General features: G+C 68.7%; 6 protein-coding genes and 1 riboswitch. All 6 genes read right to left on the reverse strand.

What is annotated here, in order from left to right:
* Positions 1-15: 15 nt before the first annotated feature.
* Positions 16-3,189, reverse strand: coding sequence for an efflux RND transporter permease subunit (locus AB7878_RS08500; RefSeq protein WP_369493945.1), 3,174 nt, complete (start codon positions 3,187-3,189; stop codon positions 16-18).
* A 190-nt stretch (positions 3,190-3,379) separates the two neighbouring features.
* Positions 3,380-6,556 (reverse strand): efflux RND transporter permease subunit, encoded by a 3,177-nt coding sequence (locus tag AB7878_RS08505; RefSeq protein WP_369493946.1) that lies wholly within the window; start codon positions 6,554-6,556, stop codon positions 3,380-3,382.
* A gap of 577 nt (positions 6,557-7,133) precedes the next feature.
* Positions 7,134-10,307: an efflux RND transporter permease subunit gene (locus AB7878_RS08510; protein WP_369493947.1), complete on the reverse strand. Its 3,174-nt coding sequence runs from the start codon at positions 10,305-10,307 to the stop codon at positions 7,134-7,136.
* Positions 10,308-10,596: 289 nt separating this feature from the next.
* Complete coding sequence (btuB, locus tag AB7878_RS08515; RefSeq protein ID WP_369493948.1) at positions 10,597-12,498, reverse strand: TonB-dependent vitamin B12 receptor; 1,902 nt, start codon at positions 12,496-12,498, stop codon at positions 10,597-10,599.
* 127 nt (positions 12,499-12,625) lie between these two features.
* Positions 12,626-12,849: riboswitch (cobalamin riboswitch) on the reverse strand.
* Between the two features lie 248 nt (positions 12,850-13,097).
* A complete protein-coding gene (gene nagA / locus AB7878_RS08520) occupies positions 13,098-14,237 on the reverse strand; it encodes an N-acetylglucosamine-6-phosphate deacetylase (protein WP_369493949.1) in 1,140 nt (379 codons plus the stop codon).
* A gap of 91 nt (positions 14,238-14,328) precedes the next feature.
* Positions 14,329-15,360, reverse strand: coding sequence for an SIS domain-containing protein (locus tag AB7878_RS08525; RefSeq protein WP_369493950.1), 1,032 nt, complete (start codon positions 15,358-15,360; stop codon positions 14,329-14,331).
* Positions 15,361-15,386: the final 26 nt, after the last annotated feature.

Here is a 15,386-nt window from a genome sequence, read left to right on the forward strand (position 1 = left end):
CGGCTGAAGCCGCTCCTACCCCGGCAAGGCCGGCATCTGCTTGGTCACCAGCTTCCGGCGGCGGCGCTCCTCGCGCAGCAGCTTGCGTTTCGCCTTGCGCTCGCGGCGGTCGTGCTGCCACAGGTAGATCGCCGGCGTGCTCAGCAGGGTCAGCAGCTGCGACACCATCAGGCCACCGACGATCGCGATGCCGAGCGGCTGGCGCATTTCCGAACCGATGCCGAAACCGATCGCCAGCGGCAGCGCCGCACCCATCGCCACCAGGGTGGTCATGGTGATCGGGCGGAAACGCACCAGCGCGGCCTCGCGGATCGCCTCGGGCGCGGGCACGCCGCGTGTTCTCTCCGCCACCAGCGCGAAGTCGACCATCAGGATCGCGTTCTTCTTCACGATGCCGATCAGCATCAGGATCGCGATGATCGCCATCAGCGAGAGCTGCGTCTGCGTCACCAGCATGGCGAGGAAGGCGCCGGCACCGGCGGCCGGCAGGGTGGACAGGATGGTCAGCGGATGGCCGAGGCTCTCGTAGAGGATGCCGAGCACGATGTACATCGCGATGATCGAGCCGATCAGCAGCACCATGCCGTTGGACTGGGCCTGCTGCAGGCGCTGGTTGCGGCCGGTGAAATCGACCCGGACGCCGGCTGGCAGCCCGGCCGCGTAGGCCGCCTGCCCGACCAGCCTGATGCCGGTGTCCTGCGGCACATCCTTGGCGAGGTTGTAGGTGATCGTGGCCACTTCCAGCTGGTTGTGATGGCGGATGCGCAGCGGGCTGCTGTTGGGTGCGACGTGCGCCAGTGCGGACAGCGGGATCATCCGTCCCTGGTTGTTGCGCACGCGCAGGTTCAACAGTCCTTCCGGGCTGACGCTCTCCGCCGTGCCGGCGGTGAGCACCACGGCGTACTGGTTGATGTCCGAATAGATCGTCGAGACCTGGTGCTGGCCGAACGAGTTGTACAGCGCCGTGTCCACGTCACCCATGCTGACCTGCAGGCGGCTGGCTGCCTGGCGATCGACCATGAGCAGCTGTTGCTTGCCGACCTGGTCGAAGTTGCTGCTGACGTCGCGGAATTCCTTCATCGTGCGCATCCGCCGCACCATCTTCAGTGCCGACGGCTGCAGGTCGCCCCCGTTGCTGTCGATCAGCTGGAATTCGTATTGGCCGCCCTTGTCGCCGCTGCCGCCCCCGCCGAGGAACTGCGAGGCACTGACCGAGACCTTCACGTCGGCCAGCTTGTCGTACTGCTTCGACAGACGCTCGATGACCTTCTTGATGTTCTCCGGCCGTTCGCCCGGGCCGCTGCCGCGTGGCTTCAGGTCGACGAACATCTGCGCCGAATTGCCCACCGCGCCGCCGGCGTCATTGCCGCCGAGCATGGTCAGCTGATCCAGCACGGCCGGGTCTGCCAGCATGATCTTCATCACCGCCCTGGTGCGCTCGGCCAGCTGTTCCGGCGAGATGTTGGCATCGGCGCTGATGTCCACCTGCAGCTGCCCGGTGTCCTCTTCCGGCATGAAGGTGCCGCCGGCGGTCTTCACCACCGCAACGCCGAGCAGGCCGGTAAGGACCAGCAAGATCAACGGCTGCCAGCGCATGATCCGCCGATGCCGCATCGCCCAGTCCAGTGCGCGTTCGTAGACGCGCAGCATGCCGCGGTCGAAGCGTTCCACCGCGCGCTCGAGGCGGCCCGGCGGTTTCCGGTCCACCGGCTCGTGCTTGAGCAGGTGGGCGCACAGTGCCGGGGTGAGCGTGAGCGAGACCAGCGCCGAGATCACCACCGCCGCGGTCAGCGTCACCGAGAACTCGCGCAGCAGCATGATCAGCATGTTGTTGCCGAGCAGCAGCGGCGCGAACACCGCCACCAGCGACAGCGTGATCGAGATCACCGTGAAACCGATCTCGCCCACGCCGGTCAGCGCCGCCTGCATCGGCGACATGCCGTGCTCCATGTGGCGCACGATGTTCTCGATCACCACGATCGCATCGTCCACCACGAAACCGATGCACAGCACCAGCGCCACCAGCGACAAGGTGTTGAGCGTGTAGCCGAGCGCCCACATCACCACGAACGCACCGGCCAGCGACAACGGCACGCTCAGGGTGGCGATCAGGGTCGGGCGCAGCCGGCGCAGGAACACCAGCATTACCAGCACCACCATCGCGATCGAGATCAGCAGCGCCACCTTCACCTCGTGCAGCGCCGACTTGGTGGTCTGGGTCAGGTCGAACACCGGCGTGAGGGTGATGTTGGAGGGCAGCGACGCGCGCAGCTGCGGCAACCGGGCGCGGATCGCCTCCACCGTCGCCACCGCATTGGCTTCCGGCCGCTTGGTGATCTGCAGGCCCACCGTATGCTGGTCGTTGAACCATGCCGCCTGGTATTCGTCCTGCTCGCCGCCGTAGACCCGGGCCACGTCGGACAGGCGTACCGGAACGCCATTCCTCACCGCGATCAGCAAGTGGGCGAAATCGGCCGGCTGGCGCAGGCCGTCGTTGGCAGTCACCGTCATTTGCGTACGGCCGTCGCTCAGCGTGCCCTGCGGCGAGGTGACATTGGCCGCACGCAGCGCGTTGGCGACATCGTTCGAGGTGAGTCCCTTCGCCGCCAGCGCGTTGTTGTCCAGTTCGATCCGTACCGCATGCGGCGTGCCGCCGAACACCTGCACCTGCGCCACGCCGTCGATTTGCGCCACCGCCGGCTTGAGCAGCGTATCGGCGAGGTCGTACAGCCCGTCCCGGGGCAATCCGGTCGAGGTCAACGTGATGAACACGATCGGGATCTGCGAGGTGTCGAACTTGAAGAACTGCGGCGGCGACGGCATGCCCGGCGGCAGGTCGATCGCGGCCGCGTTGAGCGCCGCCTGCACGTCGCGTGCCGCGCTGTCCGCGGTGCGCGAGAAGTTGAAGCGCACACTCACCGATGCGGCGCCCTCGGTGGCATTGCCGTACATGTCGTCGATGCCGGGAATCTGGCCCAGATGGCGTTCCAGCGGCGCCAGCACCGTGTTGGCCATGGTTTGCGCACTGGCGCCCGGCTGGTTGGCCACCACGTAGACGCCCGGAAAATCCAGCGACGGCAACGCCGCCACGCCCAGCAGCAGATAAGCCCAGGCGCCGGCCAGCGCCAGCCCGATGGCCAGCAAGGTGGTGCCGACGGGCCGGCGAATCATGGGGGCGAAGACGTTCACGCGGCCTCCGTGGCACGCATGCGTGCCGAGAGTACATACGCGACCGCCAGCGACATGGAACGGTTCCCGATCATGCGCTCTTTATGCTCGGCTTCGCGTGTCGGCGTATGTGCCTGAAGGCGGCCCCTGCCGGAAGACAGGGGTCGAACGGCAGCGCCGCTGCCGCAAGCGGGCCCCGGCCCGGCCCAGCCTATTTCGGCAGCGCCGGCATCTGCTGCGCCAGCACGCGCTGGCGGCGGATCTCCTCGCGCAGCAGCTTGCGCTTCGCCTTCCGCTCGCGGCGGTCGTGCTGCCACAGGTAGATCGCCGGCGTCGAGAGCAGGGTCAGCAGCTGCGACACGAACAGTCCGCCCAGGATCGCGATACCCAGCGGCTGGCGCATCTCCGAGCCCACGCCGAAGCCGATCGCCAGCGGCAACGCCGCGCCCATCGCCACCAGGGTGGTCATGGTGATCGGGCGGAAGCGCACCAGCGCCGCCTCGCGGATCGCCGCGGGCGGATCCATGCCGTGCTCGCGCTCGGCGACCAGGGCGAAATCCACCATCAGGATCGCGTTCTTCTTCACGATGCCGATCAGCATCAGCACCGCGATCACGCTCATCACGGTGAGCTGGGTATGCGTGAGCAGCATCGCCAGGAACGCGCCCATGCCGGCGGCGGGCAGGGTGGAGATGATGGTCAACGGATGGATCAGGCTCTCGTACAGGATGCCCAGCACCACATACATCGCGCCGATCACCGCGAGCAGCAGCAGCAGCGAGTTGGTGAGCGCATCGAGCATGTCCTTGTTCTGGCCGGTGTACTTCTTCTGCACGCCGTCCGGCAGGTGCGCGGCGTAGATCGCCTGGTTCACCAGCTTCAAGGCCTCGATCTGGCTCACGCCCTTGGCGAGGTTGTAGCTGACCGCCGAGGACTCGATCTGGTCGAAGTGCTGGATGGAGATCGGCGCGATGTGCGGCCGGATGCGCGCCACCGCCGCGAGCGGAATCATCTTGCCCTGCGTGTTGCGCACGTAGGTGTTGAGCAGGGCGTCCGGGCTCAGCGTGTCGGCCTTGTTCGAGGTAAGGATCACCTGGTACTGGTTGATGTCCGAGTAGATCACCGACACCGGCGTCTGGCCGAACGCGTCGTTCAACGCGTCGTCGACCTGGCTCATGCCCAGGTGCAGCCGCGCGGCCGCGGCGCGGTCGACTTCCAGCATCTGCTGCTTGCCGATGCTGTCGAAGCTGGTGGTGACGTCGCGGAACTGCTTCATGCCGCGCATCACCCGCGCCACGTCCAGCGTGGGTTGCTGCAGCGACGTGCCGCTGGTGCTGGTGAGCTGGAACGAGAACATCGGCCCGCCGCTGCTGCCGCCCCCGCCGCCGCCGAGGAACTGCACCGGGGTCAGCGACACCGTCAGGTCGGGCAGGTCCTTGAACTGTTTGGTCAGGCGCTCGACGACCTGCTGCGCGGTGTCGCTGCGGTCGCCGGGCTTGTCGCCGCGCGGCTTCAGGTCGATGAACAGGGTCGAATGGTTGCCGACCGCGCCGGCGTTGTTGTTGCCGCCGAGGATGGTGGTGATGTCGAGCACGTCCTTGTCGGCCTGGATCGCCGCCGTCACGTCCTGGGTGCGCCTGGCCATCAGGGTGGGCGAGATGTTCGCGTCCGCGCTGAGCTGCGCCTGCAGCAGGCCGATGTCCTCCTTCGGCATCAGGCCGCCGCCGGCGGTCATGCCCACCAGCACCGCCAGCGCGATCGTCAGCACCAGCAGGATCGGCGGCTGCCAGCGCATCAGCCGGCGGTGGTGCATCGCCCAGTCCAGCCCGCGCTCGTAGATCCGCAGCATCCAGCGGTCGAAACGTTCGGCCCAGCGCTCCAGCCGGCCCGGCGTGCGCGCGGCCGCCACGTCGTCGTGCGCCAGCCAGCTGCCGCACAGCGCCGGCGTGAGCGTCAGCGAAACCAGCGCCGAGATCACGATGGTCGCGATCAGGGTCACCGAGAACTCGCGCATCAGCAGGGTGAACATGTTGTTGCCGAACACCATCGGCCCGAACACCGCGATCAGCGACAGGGTGATCGAGACCACCGTGAAGCCGATCTCGCGCACGCCGGTCAGCGCAGCCTGCAATGCCGGCGTGCCCCGCTCCATGTGGCGCACGATGTTCTCGATCACCACGATCGCGTCGTCCACCACGAAGCCCACGCACAGCACCAGCGCCACCAGCGACAGGATGTTGAGCGTGAAGCCCATCGCCCACATCAGCACGAACGCGCCGGCCAGCGACAGCGGGATGCTGAACATCGCGATCACCGTGGGTCGCACGCGGCGCAGGAACACCAGCATCACCAGCGCCACCATCACCACGCCCATCATGAGCGCCACTTCCACCTCGTGCAGCGCCGACTTGGTGGTGCCGGTGAGGTCGAACACCGGGTGGATCTGCACGTCCGCCGGCAGCAGGCCGCGCAGCTCGGGGAGGCGGGCAAGGATCGCCTGCACGGTGGCCACCGAATTCGCATCCGCCCGCTTGTTGATCTGCATCAGCACGGCGCGCTGGCCGTTGAACCAGGCCGCGGCGTACTTGTCCTCCTGGCCGCCGGTGATCGTGGCCACGTCGCTGAGCCGGATCGGCACGCCGTTGTGACTGGCGATCACCAGGCCCGCGAAATCCTGCACGGTGTGCAGGGCGTCGTTCGCGGTCACCGTCATCTGGGTGCTGCCGTTGCCGATCGCGCCCTGCGGCGAGGTGACGTTGGCCGCACGCAGCGCGTTCGCCACGTCGTTCGCGGTGATCCCGGCATGCGCCAGCGCGGCGCTGTTCAGCGCCACCCGCACCGCATGCGGCGTGCCGCCGCCCACCCCCACTTGGGCCACGCCGGGGATCTGCGCCACCGCCGGCTTCAGCAAGGTGTCGGTGAGGTCGTAGAGCTTGTCCGGCGGCAGGCTGGTCGAGGTCAGCGTGACCAGCAGGATGGGGATCTGCGAGGTGTCGAACTTGAAGTACTGCGGCGGCAGCATGCCGGTGGGCAGGTCCGGCTGCGCGGCATTGATCGCCTGCTGCACGTCGCGTGCCGCCTGGTCCGCGCTGCGGCTCATGTCGAACATGATCTGGATCTGCGCCGAACCTTCGCTGGCATTGCCGAACATCATCCTGACGCCGGGAATGCGCCCCAGGTGCCGCTCCAGCGGCGACAGCACGGTATTCGCCATCACCTGCGCGCTGGCGCCGGGCACCGTCGCCTGCACGCCCACGCCGGGAAACTCGATCGACGGCAGCGCCGCCACGCCCAGCAGCAGGTAGGCGCAGAAGCCGGCGATCGCAAGGCCGATCGCCAGCAGCGCGGTGCCGACGGGCCGGCGGATCATGGGGGCGAAGATGTTCACGTGTCCTCCGTGGCGCGTAAGAGCCTGTTCAATGTCTCCGCGTGACTCGCGCCGGGAGCTGTTTGCGCGCAGGCCAAGGAAGAACGAGGAAGTGGACGTCCGTCCACGACCGAGTGATGACGCAGGGATGCGGGCAAACAGACCCGGCCCGAAGGGTTGCCCTCGCATGGCCGCCAAGCGGCGGCGCGCGGCTTGACCTGCCAGCCAGCCAGGCGCTGCGCCACACACCACCACCTGACGGCCATGCGAGGGCAACGCGAGCTACGTGGAGACATTGAACAGGCTCTCAGCATAGCGGGAGCACGCACGCGACCGACGGCGGCATGGAACAGTTCCCGATCAGGCGCTCTTTATGCCCGACCCGGCGCCGCGGCGTATGTGCCTGAAGGCGTACCCCTGTCGAAAGGCAGGGGCGGTACGCGGGATGGGTCCGTTGGGTGGAAAGCGTGGCCGGTCCGTTCTCGCGACCATGCCGTCCCGGCGACGACTGGACTTGATTCTGTCGGGGAAGCGGCCGCGTAGGAGCGGCTTCAGCCGCGACCGCTTCATGGTGACGGAATCGCGGCTGAAGCCGCTCCTACTTCGGCAGCGCCGGTATCTGCCGCCCCAGTTGGCGCTGGCGGCGGACCTCCTCACGCAGCAGCTTGCGCTTCGCCTTGCGCTCGCGGCGGTCGTGCTGCCACAGGTAGATCGCCGGCGTCGAGAGCAGGGTCAGCAGCTGCGACACGAACAGGCCGCCCAGGATCGCGATGCCCAGCGGCTGGCGCATCTCCGAACCCGCGCCGAAACCCACCGCCAGCGGCAAGGCCGCGCCCATCGCGACCAGGGTGGTCATGGTGATCGGGCGAAAGCGCACCAGCGCCGCCTCGCGGATCGCCGCGGGCGGATCCATGCCGTGCTCACGTTCGGCCACCAGGGCGAAATCCACCATCAGGATCGCGTTCTTCTTCACGATGCCGATCAGCATCAGCACCGCGATCACGCTCATCACGGTGAGCTGGGTATGCGTGAGCAGCATCGCCAGGAACGCGCCCATGCCGGCGGCGGGCAGGGTGGAGATGATCGTCAGCGGGTGGATCAGGCTCTCGTACAGGATGCCCAGCACCACGTACATCGCGCCGATCACCGCGAGCAACAGCAGCAGCGCATTGCTCAGCGCGTCGAGCAGATCCTGGTTCTCGCCGGTGTACTGCTTCTGCACGCCGTCCGGCAGGTGCGCGGCGAAGATCGCCTGGCTCACCCGCTGCAGTCCTTCGGCCTGGGTCACATCCTTGGCGAGGTTGTAGCTGATCGAGGACGACTCCACCTGGTCGTAATGGTCGATGCTGATCGGCGCGATGTGCGGCCGGATGCGCGCCACCGCCGACAGCGGAATCATCTTGCCCTGCGCGCTGCGCACGTAGGTGTTGAGCAGGGTGTCGGGGCTCAGCGCATCGGCGCGGTCGGAGGTGAGCACCACGTAGTACTGGTTGATGTCCGAGTAGATCGTCGACACCGGCGTCTGCCCGAACGACTTGTTCAGCGCGTCGTCGATCGCGCCCATGCTCAGCTGCAGCCGCGCGGCCGCGGCGCGGTCGACTTCCAGCATCTGCTGCTTGCCGATGCTGTCGAAGCTGGTGGTGATGTCGCGGAACTGCGACATGCCGCGCATCACCTTGGCCAGCCGCAGCGTGGGCTGCTGCAGCGATGCGCCGCTGGTGCTGACCAGGTTGAAGCTGTACTGGCCCTGGCCCTGGCCGCCGCCGCCCATGTTGATGAACTGCACCGTGGTCAGCGTCACGTCGAGGTCGGCCAGCGGCTTGAACTGCTTGTTCAGCCGGTCCACCACCTGCTGCGCGCCGTCGCGGCGCTCGCCCGGCTGGTCACCGAGCGGCTTCAGATCGATGAACATGCGCGATTCGTTGCTGCTCGCACCGTTGTTGCCGCTGCCGTAGAAGGCGGTCACGTCGAGCACCGCCGGATCGGCATGGATCCGGTCCACGATCTCCCGCGTGCGCTTCATCATCAGGGTCGGCGAGATGTTCGCGTCGGCGGTGATGTGCGCGCGGATCAACCCGGTGTCCTCCTTCGGCATCAGGCCGCCGCCCGCGGTCATGCCCACCAGCACCGCCAGCAGCACGGTGAGCACCAGCAGGATCGGCGGCTGCCAGCGCATCAGCCGGCGGTGGTGCATCGCCCAGTCCAGCCCGCGCTCGTAGACGCGCAACATCCAGCGGTCGAAGCGTTCGGCCCAGCGTTCCAGCCGCCCCGGCGTGCGCACGGCCACCATGTCGTCGTGCGCCAGCCAGCTGCCGCACAGCGCCGGCGTGAGCGTCAGCGAGACCAGCGCCGAGATCACGATGGTCGCGATCAGCGTCACCGAGAACTCGCGCATCAGCATCGTGAATGTGTTGTTGCCGAACACCATCGGCCCGAACACGGCGATCAGCGACAGCGTGATCGAGATCACCGTGAAGCCGATCTCGCGCACGCCGGTCAGCGCCGCCTGCAGCGCCGGCTTGCCCTGCTCCATGTGGCGCACGATGTTCTCGATCACCACGATCGCGTCGTCCACCACGAAGCCAACGCAGAGCACCAGCGCCACCAGCGAGAAGATGTTGAGCGTGAAGCCCAGCATCCACATCACCACCAGCGCACCGGCCAGCGACAGCGGGATGCTGAACATCGCGATCACGGTGGGCCGCGCGCGACGCAGGAACACCAGCATCACCAGCGCCACCATCACGATGCCCATCAGCAGCGCCACTTCCACCTCGTGCAGCGCCGACATCGTGGTCGGCGTGAGGTCGAAGATCGGCGTGATCTTGACGTCGGCAGGCAGCAGGCCGCGCAGCTCGGGCAGGCGCGCGCGGATCGCGTCCACCGTGGCCACGGCGTTCGCATCGGCGCGCTTGGTGATGCGCAGCACCACCGCGCGGTGCTGGTTGAACCAGGCCGCGGTGTACTGGTTCTGCTGGCCGCTGCTGATCGTGGCGACGTCGGACAGCCGGATCGGCACGCCCTTGCGGCTGGCGATCACCAGGTCGGCGAAATCCTGCGTGTCGTGCAGCGCGTCGTTCGCGGTCACCGTGAGCTGGGTGGCACCGTTGCCGATCACCCCCTGCGGCGAGGTGACGTTGGCCGCGCGCAGCGCGTTCGCCACGTCGTTGGAGGTGATCCCGACATGCGCCAGCGCCGCGGTATTCAGCGCCACTCGCACCGCGTGCGGCGTGCCGCCGCCCACATCCACCTGCGCCACGCCGGGGATCTGCGCCACCGCGGGCTTGAGCACCGTGTCGGTGAGGTCGTAGAGCTTGTCCGGCGGCAGGCTGCTCGAGGTCAGCGCCACCAGCAGGATCGGGATCTGCGTGCTGTTCGCCTTGAAGTAGCTTGGCGGGCTGGGCATGTCGTTGGGCAGATCCGGGATCGCCGCATTGATCGCCGCCTGCACGTCGTGCGCGACTTGGTCCGGATTGCGGCCGAAGTCGAGCTGCAGGCCGATCTGCGCGCCGCCCTCGGTGGCGGTCGAACTGATGTGCTGCACGCCCGGAATGCGTCCCAGGTGCCGCTCCAGCGGCGCCACCACGGAGGTGGCCATCACCTGCGCGCTGGCGCCGGGCAGCTGCGCGTTCACGCCCATGAACGGGAATTCCATCGACGGGAATGCCGCCACGCCCAGCAACAGGTACGACCACGTGCCGGCCAGCGCCAGCCCGAAAGCCAGCAGCACGGTGCCGATGGGTCGGCGAATCATGGGCGCGAAAATGTTCACGTGTCCTCCGTGGCGCGCCAGCATAGCGGGCGAACGCGCACGGCGGGGGGCTGCATGGGCGCGTTCGCGGTCATGCACCTTTTATGCGCCGCCCGCCGCCGCGGCGTATGTGCCTGAAGGCGGCCCCTGTCGAAAGACAGGGGTGAACATCCTTGTTCGCGCCTCCTCCCCCGTCCCTGCACGACGCAGTCGGCATGCTCCGATGCCACCGTGTCAGCACGCGCGACAGGGGCGCGTGCTTCCTGCGACGACCGGCCTTCCGTGGCCCATCGCGTTCACTGTCCCGCGCTCAGCGCGCGGCAGGGCTGTAGCGCAGCGTCAGCGACCAGGTGCGGCCGGGCTGGTTGTAGTACCAGACCGTCTCGTAGCGACGGTCGAACGCGTTGGCGAGGCGGCCCTCGACCTGCCAGTCCGGCGCGAACTGCCAGCTCGCGCGCAGCGCCAGCGTGCTGTAGCCGCCCAGCGGATGCAGGTTCGCCACGTCGTCGTAGCTGCGGCCGGCTGCATACCAGGTGCCGCCCACGCCGAACGCGCCGAAGCGGCGGTCGAGGTCGATGCGCGCGGTGCGTTCGGGGCGGCGCGGCAGCACGTTGCCGCTGGCGGCGCCGCCGTCGTCGTTCTTCGGTTGCTGCAGCGTGAGGTAGCCCTGCAGCTGCCAGCCGGCCAGCGTGGTGCCGAGCTGGCCTTCCACGCCGCGGATGCGCGCGCGGCTCAGGTTGAACGGCACGTAGTTCTGCGCCGGGTCGAGCACGATCATCTGGTTGATGCGCGTCTCGTAGGCATTCACCGCCCAGTGCCAGGCGTCCAGCTGCTGCTGCAGGCCCAGCTCGGTGCTGTGCGAGGTCTCCGGCCGCAGCTGCGGATTGGCCGACGGCGTGCCGAAGAACGGTGGGAAGTACAGATCGTTGAAGGTGGGCGCATGGAACGCGGTGCCGTAGCTGGCGCTGAGGCGCAGGCCGTGGTCGAACGCGTAGCCCCAGGCCAGCGCGCCGGTGTCGTGGTTGCCGAACTGGCTGTTGTGGTCGCGGCGCACCGAGGCCTGCAACTCGTTGCGGCCGAACGTGCCCTGGTACTGGGCGAAGCCGCCGGTGTCAGTGCGGTGGGTGGCGAGGTAGGCGGTGTTGCTGTCCACATGCTCCTGCTGCCAGTCCACGCCCACGGTCAGCAGCTGGTTCGCGGCCAGCGCGAGATCGTTCTGCCACGATGCCTGGTTGCGGCGCGAATCGGCATAGCCGGTCTGCTGCAGCGGGTAGTACGTGCCGAAGTACGTGCCCTGGTAATACGTGGTGGACAGGTCTTTGCTCTGCCCCGCGGTCAACGTGACTTTCCACGCCTCCAGCGGCGAGAAGCTCAGCCGTGCACCGGCCACACGCTGCTCGTCGACCGCGCGGTTGCTGCCGAACGGGCTGCCCGCGTACTCCACGAAGCTCTTGCTGCGCAGCCAGTCGCCGGCCAGCTCGGTGCCGTTGTCCCAGCGGTAGCCGGCGTTGAAGGCGCCGTTCCAGTCGCGGAAGGCGTCGTTGCGCGGATCGTCCGCGAAGCAGCCGGCAAAGGCCTCCGCCGCGCCCATGCGGCAGGCGGGGAAGCCCGAGGTGTACTGGCCGCCGAGGCTCGCGTTGTACCAGGCGTGCGCGTCGCCGCCGGACAGCCCGACGGTCGCACCGGCGAGGCCATGACTGCCGACCGTGGTGCTGAACGAAGGCGCGGTGCCGCCGTTCGGCTGGCCGTGGCGGGTGAAGATCTGGATCACGCCGCCGATCGCGTCGGAGCCGTACAGGCTGGAGCGCGGGCCGCGCACGATCTCGATGCGCTCGATCTGCTCCACCGGGATCTGCTCCAGCCGGGCGAAGCCGGCGGTGGCCGAACCGACGCGGATGCCGTCGACCAGCACCAGGGTGTGGGTGGAATTGGTGCCGCGCAGGAACAGCGTGGAGAGCTGGCCGAGGCCGCCGCTCTGCGCGAAGCTGATGCCCGGCAGGCCGGTGAGCAGGTCCGCCACCGACAGCGGCTGCAGGCGCTCGATGTCGGCGCGGGTGATCACGCTGACCGAGGACAGCGCATCGTCGGCGGTGATCGGCGTGCGGGTGGCGGTCACGACCACCGGCGCCAGCGCGCTGGCGTCGTTCTGGTCGGCGGCGTAGGCGGCGGGGAGGCAGCACAGCAGCGCCGCGGCCAGCAGGGTCTTCTTCACGTCTCGTTCCTCGGCCGTGCACACCGCGCGGCACATTGCGTTCAATGGGCCGGCGAACGGTGAGGGAAGGCGGGAACAGGCAGGCACGGCGAGGCCGGACGCGTCTGTCCGGCCTCGCCCACCGCGAGCCAGCAGTCATGTCCGGGCCGGTCTCCGGGCTTGCGAGCGGACGGTGCCTGCACCGTCCCGCGTGGCGCCTTCCCGTGTCCTCGACACAGTGGCGGATGGCCGCGCGTGTACTCGCCTACCGTTGCGGGGGCAGCGCCGGACTGGTGGCATGCGCCACGCACCGGCTTCCCGTTTCATCCCTTCGGCCAATGGCGTCGGGACACCTGAACGGGGCGCAGTCTAACCAAAATCGAGGGTTGGCGTACCGTTTCCGGATTTGCCGGGCATCAATGAGCACTGCACGCCGACCTCCGCTTCACGGCTTCAAATCCTGCAAGAACTCGGATTCAGGTCGCGCCGCCGAGACATGCAACTGGTCTCGGGCACGCGTGCAAGCCACGTAAAGCAACTGACGTTCGGTGTTGTAGATCTCGGTCAGCTCGGCCTCGTCGGAACCTTCGCGCGCAGGGCGCACGCTTGCGATGACTGGCTTACGAGGACTTGCCGCCGATCCAGCTCTGTTGCACGCGGCAGCCAGCGTCCATCGCCACGAGATCGGCGCGACAACCCACCGCGATGCGGCCGTGACTGCTGCCCAGGCCGAGAAAATCGGCAGGATACGTGCTGGCCATGCGCACCGCCTCGTCCAGCGGCAGGCCGAGCATCGCCACGCTGTTGCGCACGGCGGTGGCCATGTCCAGCGCGGAGCCGGCGAGCACGCCGTTCGCGGTCTGGCAGATGCCGTCCTTCACCACGATGGTTTCGCCGTTGAGCACGTACTCGGTCGAATCCGCGCCCACCGGCGGCATCGCGTCGGTGACCAGCAGGGTCTTGCCGCGCGGCTTGGCGGCGATCGCGTTGCGCAGGCTGGTCGGGTGCACGTGGTGGCCGTCGACGATGATGCCGCACCAGCTGCCGGCGTCGTCCAGCGCCGCGCCCACCACGCCGGGCTCGCGGCTGCCCAGCGGCGTCATCGCGTTGAACAGATGGGTGAAGCCGCGCACGCCCGCGGCCAGCGCGGCGCGGATGGTGGCGTGGTCGGCGGCGGTGTGGCCCGCGTTGACCAGCACGCCGGCGGCGGCGAGCCGCGCGATGCTGGCGTGCGGCACGCGCTCGGGCGCCAGCGTCACCAGCCGCACGCCGCGATGCGGCGCGCACAGCAGCTCGAGTTCCTCCTCGCCCGGTACGTGGAACCACTTCGGATCGTGCACGCCCTTGCGCTCGGGCGCGAGGTACGGGCCTTCCAGATGCACGCCGAGCAGGCCCGGTACGCCTTCGTCGAAGGCCTGCGCCACCGCCGCCAGCGCGGCGCGCATCACGTCCGTGCTGTCGCTGATGAGCGTGGGCAGGAAGCCGGTGGTGCCGAATTTGCGGTGCGCGGCGCCGATCGTGCGTATCGTCGCCACCGTGGGCGCGGCGTTGAACAATGCGCCGCCGCCGCCGTTCACCTGCACGTCAATGAAGCCCGGCACCAGCAGCGCGCCAGCCAGATCCTGCACCTGCGCGGCGCGCACTTGCGGGTGATCGTTCGGCAGCAGCGCGGCGATGCGCTCGCCCTCGACCAGCACGGCGAGATCGTCGCGCCAGCCGTGGGCGGTGAGGACGCGGGCGTTCGTGAGGGCGGTGGTCATGGCAAAAGCTCGATGGAAAGCAATCGGTAGGAGCGGCTTCAGCCGCGATTCCCCGTGGAGAGGTCGCGGCTGAAGCCGCTCCTACGGGAGATCAGACGGTTTCGGTGACCTTGTTGAGGTGCGGCGGCACGTCGGGGTTGTAGCCGCGGCGCAGCGCCAGCGCGCTGGCGGCGCGATAGAAACTCTGGATCGTCAGCAGCGGCGTGCACAGCGCGGGCAGGCCGGCGGCGAGCGGCAGGAAGCCGTCGCCGCTCCGGCCCGGTGCGGCCACCAGCACGTTCGCGCCGCGGCCTCGGAATTCGCGCGCCACCGCCAGCGTACTCTCCAGCGTGTCGTCGTCCTGGGCGAAGCACAGCACCGGGAAATGCGGGCCGACCAGGGCCATCGGGCCGTGCTTCACCTCGGCGGCGCTGAACGCCTCCGCATGCAGGCCGCAGGTTTCCTTGAACTTCAGCGCCGCCTCCAGCGCGGCCGCGAAACCGAAGCCGCGCCCCACCACGAACAGGTTGTGCGCCTCGGCGAGGCCGTCGACCAGCGCCGACCAGTCCGCGTCCCAGCCCGCGCGCAACGCATCGGGCAGCGCGGCTAGCGCGGCCGCGAGCTTGGCGTCGCCGTGCCAGCGCGCGCACAGGTGCAGGATCGCGGCCAGCGCGGCGACGTAGCTCTTGGTGGCGGCGACGCTGCGCTCCGGGCCCGCGTGCAGCGGAATCACGGTGTCGGCGAGCGCGGCCAGCGGCGAGTCCTCCACGTTGACCATCGCCACCACGCGCGCACCGGCGACCTTCGCGGCCTGCGCGTTGCGCACCAGGTCGGGGCTCTTGCCGGACTGCGAGATCGCGATGAACAACGCGCCTTCCCACTGCTGCGGCGCCGCGTACACCGAGGTGACCGAGGGCGAGGCCGAGGCGGTGACGATGCCGAGCTGGGTCTCGAACACGTACTTCGCGTAGGCGGCGGCGTGATCGGAGCTGCCGCGCGCACAGGTGACGATGAAGCGCGGCGGCTGCGCGCGCAGCGCAGCGGCGAGTTCGCCCACCACCTTCTCGTTGGCGGCGAACTGGCGCGCCACCACGTCGGCGGATTCGTGCGCTTCGCGGAACATCAAGGTGTCGCTGGCGTGCATGGGTTTCTCGTGTCGGGGGGAAGCGT

The organism is Rhodanobacter humi, from assembly GCF_041107455.1.
Lineage (GTDB): Bacteria > Pseudomonadota > Gammaproteobacteria > Xanthomonadales > Rhodanobacteraceae > Rhodanobacter_A.

Coding starts and splice junctions, on each gene's coding strand:
- nagA (WP_369493949.1), bottom strand. CDS start 14,237: ATGACCACCGCCCTCACGAACGCCCGCGTCCTCACCGCCCACGGCTGG.
- AB7878_RS08525 (WP_369493950.1), bottom strand. CDS start 15,360: ATGCACGCCAGCGACACCTTGATGTTCCGCGAAGCGCACGAATCCGCC.